The sequence below is a fragment of the Buchnera aphidicola (Meitanaphis elongallis) genome (genome assembly GCA_039830015.1).
Classification (GTDB): domain Bacteria; phylum Pseudomonadota; class Gammaproteobacteria; order Enterobacterales; family Enterobacteriaceae; genus Buchnera_B; species Buchnera_B aphidicola_AU.
Window position 1 is genome coordinate 385,478 of sequence record CP140033.1, and the last position, 16,560, is coordinate 402,037.

Annotated in this window: 10 protein-coding genes and 1 pseudogene; 5 read left to right on the top strand and 6 right to left on the bottom strand. The window is 25.3% G+C overall.

All coding sequences use genetic code 11. The annotated features are described in order from the left end of the window. The first annotated feature begins 160 nt into the window (after positions 1-160). Positions 161-2,056 (top strand): ATP-binding cassette domain-containing protein, encoded by a 1,896-nt coding sequence (locus U0T58_01685; protein XBC42115.1) that lies wholly within the window; start codon positions 161-163, stop codon positions 2,054-2,056. 96 nt (positions 2,057-2,152) lie between these two features. Here U0T58_01685 and U0T58_01690 read toward each other — a convergent pair whose 3' ends face one another. The 3 genes from U0T58_01690 to U0T58_01700 form a co-directional block, all read right to left on the bottom strand. Next, on the bottom strand, positions 2,153-3,094 hold the full coding sequence (locus U0T58_01690) for a rhodanese-related sulfurtransferase (protein XBC42116.1): 942 nt from the start codon (positions 3,092-3,094) through the stop codon (positions 2,153-2,155). 95 nt (positions 3,095-3,189) lie between these two features. Then, entirely contained in the window at positions 3,190-6,051 is a 2,862-nt protein-coding gene (locus U0T58_01695; protein XBC42117.1) for a valine--tRNA ligase, read from the bottom strand. Between the two features lie 87 nt (positions 6,052-6,138). Continuing rightward, positions 6,139-7,644 (bottom strand): leucyl aminopeptidase, encoded by a 1,506-nt coding sequence (locus tag U0T58_01700; GenBank protein ID XBC42118.1) that lies wholly within the window; start codon positions 7,642-7,644, stop codon positions 6,139-6,141. Between the two features lie 537 nt (positions 7,645-8,181). On the opposite strand from U0T58_01700, the gene argF reads away from it, so the two are divergent. The 4 genes and pseudogenes from argF to U0T58_01720 all read left to right on the top strand — a co-directional run bounded on the left by argF (position 8,182) and on the right by U0T58_01720 (position 11,223). Continuing rightward, the gene (gene argF, locus U0T58_01705; protein XBC42119.1) at positions 8,182-9,198 is read left to right on the top strand and encodes an ornithine carbamoyltransferase; all 1,017 of its coding nucleotides are present in this window, start codon (positions 8,182-8,184) and stop codon (positions 9,196-9,198) included. A gap of 163 nt (positions 9,199-9,361) precedes the next feature. After that, positions 9,362-10,302 (top strand): annotated as a pseudogene (gene pyrB, locus U0T58_01710) (aspartate carbamoyltransferase). Further along, positions 10,289-10,756: an aspartate carbamoyltransferase regulatory subunit gene (pyrI, locus tag U0T58_01715; GenBank protein ID XBC42120.1), complete on the top strand. Its 468-nt coding sequence runs from the start codon at positions 10,289-10,291 to the stop codon at positions 10,754-10,756. The pseudogene pyrB and the gene pyrI overlap by 14 nt, the downstream one beginning before the upstream one ends. Positions 10,757-10,833: 77 nt before the next feature. Next, positions 10,834-11,223, top strand: a complete 390-nt coding sequence (locus U0T58_01720; protein XBC42121.1) for a Rid family detoxifying hydrolase — start codon at positions 10,834-10,836, stop codon at positions 11,221-11,223. 277 nt (positions 11,224-11,500) lie between these two features. On the opposite strand, the gene U0T58_01725 is transcribed toward U0T58_01720, so the two are convergent. The 3 genes from U0T58_01725 to rpsO form a co-directional block, all read right to left on the bottom strand. Beyond that, entirely contained in the window at positions 11,501-13,303 is a 1,803-nt protein-coding gene (locus tag U0T58_01725) for a DEAD/DEAH box helicase (GenBank protein ID XBC42122.1), read from the bottom strand. A gap of 531 nt (positions 13,304-13,834) precedes the next feature. Continuing rightward, entirely contained in the window at positions 13,835-15,949 is a 2,115-nt protein-coding gene (gene pnp, locus U0T58_01730; protein XBC42123.1) for a polyribonucleotide nucleotidyltransferase, read from the bottom strand. Positions 15,950-16,198: 249 nt separating this feature from the next. Then, positions 16,199-16,468, bottom strand: coding sequence for a 30S ribosomal protein S15 (rpsO, locus tag U0T58_01735; GenBank protein ID XBC42124.1), 270 nt, complete (start codon positions 16,466-16,468; stop codon positions 16,199-16,201). Positions 16,469-16,560: the final 92 nt, after the last annotated feature.

Consider the following 16,560-nt stretch of genomic DNA (forward strand, 5'->3'; position numbering starts at 1 on the left):
ATTTATACATAATATTGTTAAGAAAATATACTTCTATACAAAAATTAATCATCATATTGTAAAATATACTAAGTTTAATTTGAAAAAAAATTATTTAAATTCATATAATTGTTGTAAGAATCACATACTATTATATAAATCAATCTAAATGAGAATAATTATGTCATTAGTACAAATACAAAATGCAAGTTTTTCTCTTAATCAAGAAAAATTACTAAATAACGTAAATTTTAAAATTAATAAAAAAGAAAGAATTTGTTTAGTAGGAAAAAATGGAACAGGAAAATCTACTTTTCTTAATATCATTGCAAAAAAAGAACTATTAGATCGTGGTTTCGTTATACACAAAAAAAATATAAAAATAAAATATTTAGAGCAAAACATAATTCATGATCATACTAAATCTATTTTTGAATTCGTATACGAAGGAATCGATGATGATTCCAAACATTTAAAAAATTATTTTTATATTTTAAATAAAGAAAAATTAGACATGTCTTTAAACCATTCAAGCAAGTTAGTTCAATTAAAAGAAATATTCACTAATAAAAAGTTATGGAAAAAGAAAGAAAAAATTGATGATATAATAGAAAGATTTAATTTAAATAATAATTCTATGTTATCTTCTCTTTCTGGAGGATGGTTAAGAAAAGTAGAATTAGGAACAATATTAATAAGTGAACCTGATTTAATTATATTAGATGAACCCACAAATCATTTAGATGTTATAACAATTAATTGGTTAGAAAAGTTCTTAACAAAAAATTTTATAAGTGTATTATTTGTATCTCATAATCGATCTTTCATAAATAATGTTTCTACTAAAATTATTCATTTAAATTCTGGAAATTTAATCTCATGGGTAGGAAATTACAATTCTTTTTTAAAAAATCAATATAATGATAAAAATATAATTGAAACAAACAAAATAAAATTTAATAAAAAAATAGAAAAAGAAATATTGTGGGCTAACAGCGGAGTAAAAGCACGCTCTACTAAAAGTGAAAGTCGCATGCAACAATTAAAAAATATGATAAATATGAAAAATTCTGAACAAAAAGTTATAAGAGATACAGAAATTTTAATTAATGAAGACAACTATCCAGGAAACATTTTCTTTAAATTAAAAAATATACATTTTTATTTAAACAAGACTATTATAATTAACAATTTTTCTGACACTATAAAAAAGGGCGAAAAAATTGCATTAGTCGGAATAAATGGATGTGGAAAAAGTGTACTTTTAAAATTAATATTAGGAGAACTACAACCAAGCAGTGGAACTATTTATTCTAACACTAACATTAAAACAGCATATTTTGATCAAAAAAGAACGAACATTAATTTAGAAGAAACTGTACTCAATAATTTATCTTGTGGGAAAGAAGAAATTTCTATTAATGATAAAAAATATCATAAACTGAGATACTTAGAAAACTTTTTATTTCCAAAAGAAAAAATAAAACTACAAGCTAAAGTATTATCAGGAGGAGAAATAAATAAATTACTACTAGCTAAATTGTTTTTACAGAAGAACAATGTCTTAATATTAGACGAACCAACTAATGATTTAGATTCAGATTCACTAATAAAATTAGAAATTGCATTAAAAAAATATAAAGGAATAATATTACTAGTTAGCCATGATAAAACATTCATACAAAACATAGCTAATAAATATTGGCATTTTAATAATATTGGACATATCAACAAATACCTCACTTTTTCAAAAATAGAAGAACTAAAAAATATTGAACAACCTTTTCAAATCAATACGTACTTAAAACAACATAAAAAAAATTTTTCTACTGATAAAAAATTATCATCTAAGATATTTCAATATAATTTACAAAAAGAACTAAAAAACATACCAAAAAAAATAGAAAAAATAGAAAACTACATAAAAATATTGCAACATGAAATAAATTCTTTAAATTTTTTTCATACATTATCAGATAATAAAAAAGAAATATTATATAAATTAAAAAATGAAGAAAAAAATCTAGAAAAACAATTTTTAAGATGGGAATATTTAGAATTACTTAAAAATACTTAATAAATGGTAACAAATAACATATAGTTTTATATAATAGTTTTTACGATTTGCATTAGAAATAATATTCAATATTAAGTAATGTATTTTATTTCATTGTTATTTAAAATAACGTATGGATATACAATTCTGAGAACAACAATCTTTAAACTTTTTAGAGCATTTAATACATTGAATAAACAATTTATGACAGGAATGATTATAACAATTTTTATAAGTATCACAAGCGCAATTACATTGAGAACATGTTGATAAAATATCATTCGATACTATTTCACTCATTCGTGCGTCAAAAACAAAGTTCTTTCCTAGAAATTGAATGGGTAAATGATGTCTCTTAGCATTATTTACATATCCAATAATTCCTCCTTTTACTTGATATATATATTTAAATCCATTGTATATCATCCAAGATGATGCTTTTTCACATCGAATACCTCCAGTACAATAAATTACTATTTTCTTATTTTTTTTATCTTTTAGGAAACTAATAATTTCTTGTAATTGTATTCTGAAAGTATTAACTGGAACATTTATCGCATTTTTAAAACGACCAATTTTATATTCATAATGATTTCTTATATCTAAAAATGTTACGTCCTTTTTATTTATCATTTTATTAACTTGAATAGCATTTAAATATTTTCCAGTATAATTTAAATTATAAGATTTTTCACATAAATGATCAGCTAGAATTGTTTCTTTAATTTTTATACATAACATCCAGAAAGATTTTCTAGTATCCAACGATCGATTAACATGTATCTTTTTTAAAACATTAGAATAAGTATAAATAAACTTTTTGACATCACTATACACATTATTTGGAATACTGATTTGTGCATTGATACCTTCTTTAGCTACATATATTCTTCCAAATACATTTAAATTTTTAAAATATGAGTACCAATCATTTCTAAATTTTTGAATATCATTAATAACAAAATATTTGTAAAAAGAAACTGTAATGCGGGGGGTATTATCTGCTAACATTCTATCCTTTAGTTCCTTATTAATCATTAAATTATGTAGCATAATCATAATATAAACTTTCTCCAAAATTTACATAGTATCAATGTTTAGAAATAAATAATGAACTATATATACATAAAAATGTAAAGTTTAATATCAAAATATCATAATAGTTCTTCTTTTTTCAAAAGTAATTGTTCTTGTGTTACTTGGTACTGATGTAAACGTTCTTTTACGTTTTTAACTATTTCTAATGGAGCGTGCGTTACGAAATTTTTGTTTAGTAATTTCAAATTTAACTTATTTATTTCTAATTCAATTTTTAGTATTTCATTTTTTATTCTTTTAAGCTCTATTTCCTTTGACATACATCCTAATATAGGAATTAATAATTCTACTCCAATAATTGCATATGATAAAAAAGAAAATTTATTTTCCTGCTTATTAGATAATACACATATGTCTTTTAAATATAAAATCTTCTTAAGATACTCTTTATATTTTTTTATTAGTTCATATGTTTTTAAATCAATATTACGAAAATATATAGATATTAACATCTTGTAAGATAACTTCATTTTAACACGATGTTGACACACAATTAACTTAATAGATCTAATCCATTTCATATCTTCCATAACAATATCATTTTTTAAATTTATATCATATTTCGGGAACAAACATAACATAATTGTACTAACATTTTTAATTCTTAAAAAAACTTGAAGTTTTTGCCAAATTTCTTCAGTTATAAATGGAATAATTGGATGTGCTAAACGCAATATGGATTCTAAGATGTGCAATAAAGTATATTTAGTTCCAATTGATTCTAAATATGAACAAGATAAAATAAAAGGTTTTACTAATTCTATATAAAAATCACAAAATTTATTCCAAACAAATTCATATAATATGTTTGAAGCTATATCAAATCGATACGTATCTAAGGCACATCTATATTTTTTTACTGTAATATTAAATTGTAACAATATCCATTGATCAGCTATTGATAGTACCTTTTTTTCATTATTTTCTATCACTTCATCACTAATATTTAATAACACAAATCGACTAGCATTCCACAACTTATTACAAAAATTACGATATCCCTGAAGTCGATTGACATTCCAGTGAATATATCTTGTTGGACTAGCTAATATTGCACATGTAAATCTTAATGCGTCAGTGCCTGACGCAATAATTCCATTAGGAAACGCGTTTATAGTCTGCTTGTAAATCTTACTTTTCAATCCAGATTGCAACATATTTTTCGTTCTTTTTTGAATTAGTTCTTCTAATGTAATTCCGTTAATCATATCTAATGGATCAATTACATTACCTTGTGATTTTGACATTTTTTTTCCGTGTTCATCACAAATTAGACCAGTAACATAAACTGTTTTAAAAGGTACTCGCAGTTGATCATCATCATTTTTAATAAGATGCATGCTCAGCATTATCATACGAGCAATCCAAAAAAAGATTATATCAAAACCGCTTATAATTACATTAGTAGGATAAAACATTTTTAAAAAATTAGCATCATTAGGCCATCCTAAAGACGAAAATATCCATAAACTAGAAGAAAACCATGTATCTAATACATCATTGTCTTGTATTAATTTTGTATTATTAGGTAACTTATATGTTTTTCTCACATCTTTTTCATTATGTCCAACATATATATTTCTTTTTTCATCATACCAAACAGGAACTTGATGCCCCCACCATAGTTGTCTTGAAATACACCAATCTTTTATATTGTTCATCCAAGAGAAATAAATATTTTCATATTTTTTAGGTACAAATTTAATATCTCCATTTTTTACAGCTTGTAATGCTTTTTTTGCTAAAAAAGAAACGTTTAAATACCATTGATCAGTTAACAATGGTTCAATAATAGAATTATTTCTATCTCCATATAGAACTGTTACATCTTGTATTAAAACTTTATCTAACTTTTTTAGTATAACTAATTCATCAATAATTTTTTTTCTTGCTAATAATTTATTTATATTATGAAATCTAGAAGGAATCTTTTCATTATAGACAAAAGAAGGTTGACCATCTACATTATATTCTTGTGCAATATGAGAAATGTTTCCGTCAAGAGTAAAAATATTAATCATTGGCAAATTATGACGTAATCCTACTTCAAAATCATTAAAGTCATGAGCAGGAGTAACTTTGACGCAACCAGTACCTTTATCCATTTGAACAAAATTATCTCCAATAATAGGAACAATTCTATTAATTAGTGGAACTAACACTTTTTTTCCTATTAATTGTTTATACCTTATATCTTTTGGATGTACTGCTACTGCTGTATCTCCAAACAACGTTTCAGGTTTAGTAGTAGCAACAATTAAATGCTTGCTATGTTTATCGTTTATAGAACTAGTATTATCACATATTAAAGTATATTTTATATACCACATTTTTCCTACAAAAGTACGATTTTTTACTTCTAAATCAGAAACTACCGTCTTTAATATGGGATCCCAATTAACTATTTTTTTTCTTTTGTATATTAATTTTTGATTATATAAAATTATAAATGCTTTTTTTACTGCCATAGATATTTCTGAATCTAAAGTAAACTTTTCATTTGTCCAATCTACAGAAATACCTAATTGACGCATTTGACTAGTAATTGTTTTTATAGATTCTTCTTTCCACTTCCATGCTCTTTTTATAAAATTTTTCTTTCCATATTCTTGAACAGTTTTATTTTCTTCCGAAAATATCTTTTTTTCAAGAACAATTTGAGTAGCAATACCAGCATGATCAGTTCCTACTTGCCAAAAAGTATTTTTTCCTTGCATACGATGATATCGTATCAAAATATCCATAATTGTATATTGAAATGCATGCCCTATGTGTAGATTCCCAGTGATGTTTGGTGGTGGAAGTATAATACAGTAATTAGATTGACTACCATCTAAACTAGGTCGAAAATATCCATTTTTCTCCCAAAACTCATATAAACTTTTTTCAATTTCAGTGGGATTAAAAAATTTTTTCATTTTGTTCAATTCTTAGTAGAAAACGTGGTGATGTCACATTAAATAATAATTCAAAGATGTAATAAAACACTATACATATTCATACATTTATAGTGAATTTTTTAATTTATTTAAAAGGAATTGAGAAAGTAATGATATAGGACGACCCGTAGATTGTTTTTTTTTGCCAGAAATCCATGCAGTACCAGCAATATCTAAATGAGCCCATTTATATTCTTTAGCAAATTTAGATAAGAAACAAGCAGCTGTAATAGCGCCAGCATTCCTTCCTCCAGTATTGTTAATATCAGCTACATTTGATTTCAAACTATTATAATATTCTTTAAATAAAGGTAATTGCCATACCTTATCATCAGTTTGATAACCAGCATTTTCTATATCTTTTGCTAGCGTAGCATTATTAGACATTAAACCAGTTACATCATTGCCTAATGCAACTACACAAGCTCCTGTTAAAGTAGCTATGTCAATTACTATATCAGGTTTAAATACTTTAATATAAGTTAATACATCACAAATTACTAACCTACCTTCGGCGTCTGTATTTAACACTTCTACTGTTGTCCCAGACATAGTTGTTAATATATCACCAGGACGAAAAGATCTTTCACTAAGCATATTTTCACATCCTGCTAATATTCCTACAATATTTAAAGGCAATTTTAATTCGGAAATAAAAACCATTAATCCAAGAACTACCGCCGCACCAGACATATCATATTTCATTTCATCCATACATGTAGATGGCTTAATAGAAATACCACCAGAATCGAAAGTAACACCTTTCCCTATAAATACAATATTTTTAAAATCATGATCTTTATGTCCTTTATATTCAATTATAGACATAAGTGCTTTATTTTTGGATCCTCTTCCAACAGACAAATATGCGTTCATTCCTAAACTTTTCATCTTGTTGGAATCAATTATACTTGTACACATAACATCGGGATGTTTTAAAGATAACTGCTGAGCTCTAAGAGATAAATAAGAAGGATTACAAATATTAGGAGGAGTATTTGAAAGATCTTTAGCACATTTTATTCCTTTAGAAATCGCTAATCCATGTTTAATAGCAGTTCTACCATATAATATGTCATCATACAATGGTACGTGAAAAATAATACTATTTAGTAAAGTAAACAATCTTGATTTTATAGTTTTAAATTTATCAAAATTATATAATTGATTTTGAATAGTTTCAATGGCAAATCTAATTTTCCAATATATGTTTAGTTCTTTAATATCAAGTTCAGAAAAAAAATAATTAATTTGAGAAATTGGTAATTCTTGAATAATATTTAAACTCGTTTTGAAAACCTTTTTATAAGTGTCTATATTAAAAGAACATTTTTTGCCACATCCAATTAATACGATTCTTTTTGAAGAGATATTAGAAACATCATACAATAATAAAGATTGACCAATTTTCCCTTCTATTTCCTTGGTTTTAATCAAATTACTAATATAACCATTAGAAAATTTATCCAAACGTTTAATTGATCTGCAAATGTTATGATCTTCGAAAAATCCAAAAACTAAACAATCAGAATTCTTTTTATTTAAACTATTATGTTCTATATTGTATTTCATGTTCTTTCCAAAAATATATTCATTTTAGATATTTAGTACATTAATTCTATAAATGTAACGCTTCAAAATTCAGAATAAGAAAAATTATTATATATCAATATATAATAAACATGATACTAAAAATTTAATTCCTTTATAAATATCTATAAAAAGTAAATTAATTTATCTACTAAAAATATAATTTAGAAAAAATATTTAAGTATATATCAATATTTTAATTTGTTTATTTTATTTAAATTCTAATTTCACTTAAATATCAAATATGATAAAATTTAAAGATATAAAAATATATTATAACTTTATAATTTATTGTACTACTAATTATATAGCATAAGTTTACTTCTTTTGTGAAAGAAAATATAAGTTATTTGTTTTTAACCAGAATTCAAGTAATTTTTAATTTATTTCTAATTCTAACTGTTTTTATAACAAGTAATTAAATAAAAATTATAATATTAAAATTAGATACCATTATAACTAAATATCTTGTTGTTAAAATATAAATAAATATTAATATCTATTAAGGATAATAAATGGATGAATACATTATATAATAAAAGTTGTCTTAAATTATCAGATTTTAGAAATGATGATATTAAATATATTATTAAAGTAGCTAAATTTTTGAAAAACTCAAAAAAAAATGATAAAGAGATACGTTATTTGAAAAATAAAAAAATTGTATTAATATTTGAGCAAGAATCAACTAGAACTAGATGTGCATTTGAAGTTGCAGCATTTGATCAAGGAGCCAACGTTACATATTTAGGACCAGGAAATACTCATTTAGGATATAAAGAATCTATACAAGATACTGCGAGAGTATTAAGTCGTATGTATAATGGCATTCAATATCGTGGACATAATCATAAAACAATAGAAATACTAGGAAAATACGCTAATGTACCAATATGGAACGGGTTGACAAAAAAATTTCATCCTACACAAATATTGGCAGATCTGTTAACTATGAAAGAAACATTATCGTCTAAATCATTATCTAATATTAGTTGTGCTTATGTTGGCGATACAAAAAATAACATAAGTGCTACATTATTAGAAGCTGCAGCTATCTTAGGTTTTAATCTACGTTTAGTTGCACCTATCCAATTTTGGCCAAAATCAGAGTTCTTTATGAAATGTAAAACACAAGCTAAACAAAATAATGGAGATATAATTTGTACAGAAAACATTAAAGAAGGTGTAAAAAACGTAGATTTTATCTATACCGATGTTTGGATGTCTATGGGTTATCCACAAAAAGAATGGAATAGTAGAATTAAATTACTAAAAAAATATCAAGTAAATTCTAATATGTTGAGTCTTACACACAATAGAAATATACAAGTATTACATTGCTTACCTTCTTTTCACGACAATAATACAATTGTAGGTAACAAAATAATTCAACAAAATAATTTAGAAAATGGAATAGAAATTACAAATGAAATATTTGAACTATATTCAAACATAATTTTTGAACAATCTGAAAATAGATTACATATTATTAAAGCACTCATGGTTACTAGTCTCATCAAAAATTTTTCTTTTTAAATATTGAAATATGAAATATATTTTGTTTAAATTATTAATTTAAAATTATATTTGATCATTAAGATTTTTAATGGAAAATAGATATTTTTTATATTTATGACAAAATTATAGTATCAATTATGATTTTCATATTTATTTTTGATAAGGAACAAAATAAACTACAATGAACCAATCTTTACATCTTAAAAACATTATATCTATTAACGACTTAACCAAACAAGAACTAGAACTAATTCTAAATGTCTCCGATGTATTTAAAAAAAAAATCATTTAACGTTACTAAAAAATAAAATAATCGCTATTTGTTTTTTTGAAGCTTCTACTCGTACGCGATTATCTTTTGAAACTGCTATACTGAGATTAGGAGCATCAAAAATTGGTTTTTCTGATGGAAACAATATTTCTTTTGGAAAAAAAGGAGAAAGCTTATCGGATACAATCTCAGTTATCAGTACTTACGTCGATTTAATTATTATTCGTCATCCTAAAGAAGGTGCAGCACGTCTAGCATCCGAATTCTCTAATAAAATTCCCATTATAAATGCTGGAGATGGAGCTAATCAACATCCAACTCAAACTTTATTAGATTTATTTACCATTCAAGAAACACAAAAAAAGTTACACAATTTAAATATAGGAATAGTAGGAGATTTAAAATATGGAAGAACAGTACATTCTTTAACACAAGCTTTATCAAAATTTAAAAACAATCGTTTTTTCTTTATTTCACCAGATACATTGGCTATGCCTAACTATATTAATAGTATGTTATATGAAAAAAAAATAACATGGAATAGATATAATAACATTAAAGAAATTATTTCTAAAATAGATATCTTATATATGACACGTATTCAAAAAGAACGACTTGAATCTACTGAATATGTAAATATAAAAGCACAATGCGTTTTAAAAAAGATTGACTTAAAATATGCTAAAAAGAACCTTAAAATTTTACATCCACTACCTCGAATTAATGAAATATCTAAAGATATAGACACAACACCATATGCTTGGTATTTTCAACAGGCAAGAAATGGGGTATATGTACGTCAAGCATTATTAGCATTAGTATTGAATAGAGATATATATGAACCAAATTAACAAGCTGAAGGTAGAAGCAATTAATTGTGGAAGTGTTATTGATCATATTCCAGCTCATATTGGATTTAAACTACTTACATTATTTAGGTTTACAGAGACAGAACAACGGATTACTATAGGATTAAATCTACCTTCAAAAAAATTAATAAAAAAAGATCTTATAAAAATAGAAAATACATTCTTGACAGATAATCAAATAAATCAATTATCTATTTATGCTCCATGCGCTACAGTAAACCATATTAATGATTATAAATTAGTAGGAAAGATTTTTCCCGCTGTACCTCGACGTATAGATAAAATACTAATATGTCCAAATAGCAATTGTGTTAGTAACGACGTAGAAATTTCTTCTAGCTTTACTTTCAAAAAAAATAATAATATTTATTTAGTATGTAAATATTGCGAAAAGGAATTTCAAAAAAATATAATCTTAATAAATCAATGTCAATAATTATATATAAGTATTAACAAATATATTCGTTTCTAAAAATGCTGAATTTACATTAATATATAGGAATAATACAAATTATGAAAGTTATAATTAATACAAGTAAAATGCCAAATCCTATTGGTCCATATACTACAGCAATAAAAATAGACAACTTGATTTTCATATCTGGACAGATTTCTAGTTCTGTAGACATTAATGATAGAAACAATGATATTGTTATTCAAACTAAAGAAATATTAAATAATATTAAACATATTTTAGAACAAGCTAACTCAAATGTTGAGGATATTATCAAAACTACTTTATTTATAACTAGCTTGAAATACTTAGATACTATAAACAACATATATAAAACATTTTTTTTAAAATATTCTAATTGTTTTCCAACTAGATCTTGTGTCGAAGTATCCAAATTACCTAAAAATGCTTTAATAGAAATTGAAACTATTGCTTACAAAAAAATATAACTTTCATAGATATCATTTCACAAGGCAAAGAACTTTTTTTTGTTCTTTTGCCTTATATTAAAATTATTAATATCGTCAAATTGAAAACTTCATTCAACATTAATAATCTAATCCACTATAGTTCTCATTTAATATATAGTAATAGTTTTGCTTCATAATACATATTCATGAAAAATTCTAATATTGAAATATAATATTGATTAAATATTTTACATATATTAAAATTAACTTATTGTTCTAATATAATTAGAAGTATAACAAAGAAATTGTTAAAAAATTAAGTGTTTTTACGACTATAAAAAGATAAATTTTTTTCTACTTTATGAGTATTTTTAGTGATATTTCTTCGATCAATAACTTGTTTAAAGTCTGAACGTGCGTTATTATAATTTTTTTTCTGGTTCTTCAATCGATAACCATTTTTAAATGGTATATTATATAATAGTTTTATATTAATTAATTTATTAAGTATTTTGGTATTAACAAATAACCTAGATAAATTTTTAAATAATCCTTTCGGTAATTCAATTGTAGAATATGTAGAGAATAATCTAATGTTCCCAATGTTTTTACTACTAATGTCTCCTTCGTTAGCAATAGCTCCAACTATATGACGTACTTCTACTCCATCGTTACGTCCTACTTCAATACGATATAAATCCATGTTATTATTTTCTTGACTATCGCGACGAAATCGAAAATTATTACTATCGCGTTGATGAACATATCTTGTGTTTGTATGCCGAATAGCACGCACCACTTCAGGTTTTATAATAAGTAAACGTTCTCCCTGTGCCATTTTTAACAATGCTGCTGCCAATAATTCTATATCTAGTTTACCTAAAGGTTGCAATTTAGGTAATAAACTACGATATTGATCTAAATCTTGACTTTCTAACTGTAATTGAACTTTTTTAGAAAATTTTTCTAATCGTTTCTGACTCAATAATTCAGTTTTAGGTAATTCTACTTCTATCATAGTTAATTTCATTATACGCTCAATGTTTCTCAATAAGCGTCGTTCTCTATTTTCAACAAATAACAATGCTTTTCCTTTTCTTCCTGCACGACCTGTACGACCAATACGATGAACATAAGATTCTGCATCCATAGGAATATCATAATTAATTACTAAACTAATGCGATCAACATCTAATCCTCGAGCTGCAACATCTGTGGCTATCAATATATCTAATCTTCCATCCTTTAATTTTTCTAATGTTTGTTCTCTAAGAGATTGGTTCATATCTCCATTTAATGCAGCACTATTATATCCATTACGTTCTAAAGCTTCAGACACTTCTAATGTTGCGTTTTTAGTACGAACAAATATAATTGTTGCAGAAAAATCTTCTGACTCTAAAAAACGGACTAATGCATCAGTTTTTTTACCGTAAACCATCCAAAAACTTTGTTTAATGTTAGGACGTGTAATAGTATTAGACTGAATCTTAATCTCTTTTGGATTTTTCATAAACCTTTTAGAAATTCTTCGAATAACATCTGGCATAGTAGCAGAAAACAAAGCTGTTTGATGTTTCACAGGAATTTGAGTCATGATAGTCTCTACATCTTCTATAAATCCCATTCTCAACATTTCATCAGCTTCATCTAATACCAAACTATATAAATTAGATAAATTAAGTGTTCCTCTCTTTAAATGATCCAGTAAACGCCCTGGAGTACCAACAACAATTTGAGGTCCTTGACGTAAAATTTTTAATTGTACGTCATATCTTTGCCCTCCATATAGAGCTAATACATTTATTCCAACTAAATTTTTTGAAAAATGAGAAAAAGCTTTAGCAACTTGAATTGCTAACTCACGAGTAGGTGTTAAAACTAAAATTTGAGGCGCTTTTAAATTAGATTTAACATTGTTTAACAAAGGCAGTGCAAAAGCAGCAGTTTTTCCACTTCCCGTTTGCGCCATGCCTAATACGTCTCTACCTTCTAAAAGATGAGGAATACATGCAACTTGAATAGGTGATGGATCTATATATCCCATATCATTTAATGCACTTGTGATCAATGAATTTAAACCTAATCTAGAAAACGTTATTTTATAAGTATGGGTCATGTAAATACATATACCTCTTAGATTTTGCAGTAACTAGTTTACATAATTTATAATAAAATATTTTTATTTTTCATAGAATAATGTTAATCAGTTTAAAATAGATAATTTCAAAACGTTCATATTTTTATAAAATAATAATAAAATTATTTTTCTTACGTAATAAACGCATATTAATATCATACATTTTCATTAAATATAAACCATTAAATATAAAATAAGATATTTTAATCTTATTAAATTTTTATGTACATTTTAAACTAAAATATATATTAAAGATGATATAAATTAAAAAATTTTATCTTTAATAATAATTTTTTAAATTAGTTATTGTAAAAAGATAATTTAAGATACTATCTAGACCAATTTAAAACTAAAATTTATATACAAATAATATTATTTTCTTAAACTACTTAAATAAAATATAATTAATATTTATATAATGTTACTAAATGATTGCTCGATTTACACGTTTAAATGTTATTATTAAACATATAATATTTCCTACTATGCATTTTTTATAATATAAATCATTTACAACATACATGAAGGATCACGTATAAAATTATTTTTATTTTCTTTAATGCTTAATCTTAATCTGCCTTGTCTATCTATTTCTAATACTTTGACAAATACTTTTTGATCTAAATGAAGATAATCTGCTACTTTATTAATTCGCTTACTTGAAATTTGAGAAATATGTACCAACCCTTCTTTTCCTATTCCAATAGATACAAATGCACCAAAATCCACAATACGTGTTACTTTACCACTATAAATTTTACCTACTTTAATTTCAGCAGTAATTTCTTGAATTCTTCTAATAGCATTTTTAGCTTTCTCTTGTATCATAGCAGAAATTTTGACAGTTCCGTTATCCTCAATTTCAATAGTAGTTCCTGTTTCTTCAGTTAGCATTCTAATAACTGAACCACCTTTTCCTATCACATCTTTTATCTTTTCAGGATTGATTTGAATGGTATGAATTCTAGGTGCAAATTCAGAAATATCTTTTTTAGGAAATCGTAAAGACTTCTTCATAATACTTAAAATATGTATTCGAGCCTTCTTAGCTTGATCCAACGCTAACTTTATTATTTTTCTAGTAATACCTTCAATTTTTATATCCATTTGAAGAGAAGTAATACCATCTTCACTTCCAGAAACCTTGAAATCCATGTCTCCTAAATGATCTTCATCTCCTAAAATATCAGATAATATTACAAATTTATCTGACTCTTTCACCAATCCCATGGCTATACCAGCTACAGCCATAGATATTGGGACCCCAGCATCCATTAAAGCCAATGATGCTCCACAAACGGAAGCCATAGAAGAAGAACCATTAGATTCAGTAATTTCAGATACGATACGTATCGTATAAGGAAATACATCTAGATCAGGCATAACTGCTAACATACTACGTTTTGCTAATTTTCCATGACCAATTTCACGACGTTTAGGAGATCCCACAATACCTATTTCCCCTACAGAATAAGGAGGAAAATTATAATGAAATAAAAAATTATCTGTTTTTTCTCCTAATAATTCGTCTACGTTTTGAGCATCACGAGATGTGCCTAACGTTACTGATACCAAAGATTGTGTTTCACCTCTTGTAAATAATGCAGATCCATGTGCTCTAGGTAATATTCCTGTACGAATGTCTAGTTCACGTATCATATCTTTTTTTCTACCATCTATTCGCAATTCATTGTTCAAAATACGAGTACGAACTACATCTTTTTCAATATCATAAAATATTGATTCTACTTCTAGTTCATCTATAACAAAGTTCTCATTCATTAAAGTAGATATTACATTAGATTTAATTGTACTTAATATTTCTAACCTTTCTGTCTTATTAAAGACATTGTATGCATCATTTATGTAATTTTTAGCAAGATCTATTATACGTGTTTTTAAATTTTCATTTATAGGGTACAAACAATTTTCCCAAACAGGTGTACCAACTTTTTTGATTAAACTACAAATATTTTTAATAACTATTTGTTGTTGTTGATGTCCAAAAGTAATTGCTTCTAAAATTTTACTTTCAGACAAAATATTAGCTTCTGCTTCAACCATTAAAACTGATTTTCTTGTTCCAGAAATTATTAGATCTAAAGTACTAGATTTAATTTGATCAATATTGGGATTTAATATGTACTTGTTATCTATATAACCAACTCTAGCAGCTCCAATTGGGCCAGAAAATGGCAATCCAGATATGCTTAATGCCGCAGATGCACCAATCATTGCAACTATATCAGGATTGACTTGAGGATTCAACGAAACCACTGTGGCAACAATTTGTATTTCATTAAAAAATCTCTTCGGAAATAAAGGACGAATAGGGCGATCAATTAAACGAGCAATTAATATCTCATTTTCATTTGGTCTACCTTCGCGACGAAAAAATCCACCGGGTATACGACCCGCAGCATATGTCCTTTCTTGATAGTTTACTGTTAATGGAAAAAATTTTTGACCTAATAACAATTTTTTTTGACCAACAACAGTTACAAATACTACAGTATCGTCCATACTAGCCATTACAGCTGCAGTGGCTTGTCTTGCCATTATACCTGTCTCTAATGTAACAGTATGTTGACCATATTGAAATGTATGTACAATAGGGTTTAGCAAAATAATGTCCTTAATATTACAATTGACATATCTATTAAATATTAATGTTTTACAATATTTTATTTTCTTAAATAAAAATATTAGAATGATAAAATAAATAAAATTTGTTAAACTTAATAAATGATAACTAATCTAGTTTAAATATTTATTCCAAAATCTTTTAAAAGGGCTATTGCCCTTCTTTTTTTAATATATAAAATTTTAGAATTTTTTTATAAATTTAAAATAATATATTCCTCTACTTAACAGTTAACGTCTTAATTTCAATTGATCAATGATATTAGCATAACGCAATATATTTTTATTTTTTAAATAATTTAATAACTTTTTTCGATGCGATACCATGTTTAATAATCCACGTTTGCTGCAATGATCTTTTTTATGTGCAACAAAATGTCTTTGTAAACAATTAATTCTATTTGTTAATAAAGCAATTTGCACTTCAGATCGTCCACTATCTCGTTCATTAATACCAAATTTAGAAATGAACACATGTTTTTTAATACTATTTAGAGACATTTTATAATACTCCATGTCGTTTTTATTAATAAACCAAAACAAATTTTATAATGAAAAATTACTTCTTAAATACTTTATTTATGGTACTATTA

Coding starts and splice junctions, on each gene's coding strand:
- U0T58_01685 (XBC42115.1), top strand. CDS start 161: ATGTCATTAGTACAAATACAAAATGCAAGTTTTTCTCTTAATCAAGAA.
- U0T58_01690 (XBC42116.1), bottom strand. CDS start 3,094: ATGATTATGCTACATAATTTAATGATTAATAAGGAACTAAAGGATAGA.
- U0T58_01695 (XBC42117.1), bottom strand. CDS start 6,051: ATGAAAAAATTTTTTAATCCCACTGAAATTGAAAAAAGTTTATATGAG.
- U0T58_01700 (XBC42118.1), bottom strand. CDS start 7,644: ATGAAATACAATATAGAACATAATAGTTTAAATAAAAAGAATTCTGAT.
- argF (XBC42119.1), top strand. CDS start 8,182: ATGAATACATTATATAATAAAAGTTGTCTTAAATTATCAGATTTTAGA.
- pyrI (XBC42120.1), top strand. CDS start 10,289: ATGAACCAAATTAACAAGCTGAAGGTAGAAGCAATTAATTGTGGAAGT.
- U0T58_01720 (XBC42121.1), top strand. CDS start 10,834: ATGAAAGTTATAATTAATACAAGTAAAATGCCAAATCCTATTGGTCCA.
- U0T58_01725 (XBC42122.1), bottom strand. CDS start 13,303: ATGACCCATACTTATAAAATAACGTTTTCTAGATTAGGTTTAAATTCA.
- rpsO (XBC42124.1), bottom strand. CDS start 16,468: ATGTCTCTAAATAGTATTAAAAAACATGTGTTCATTTCTAAATTTGGT.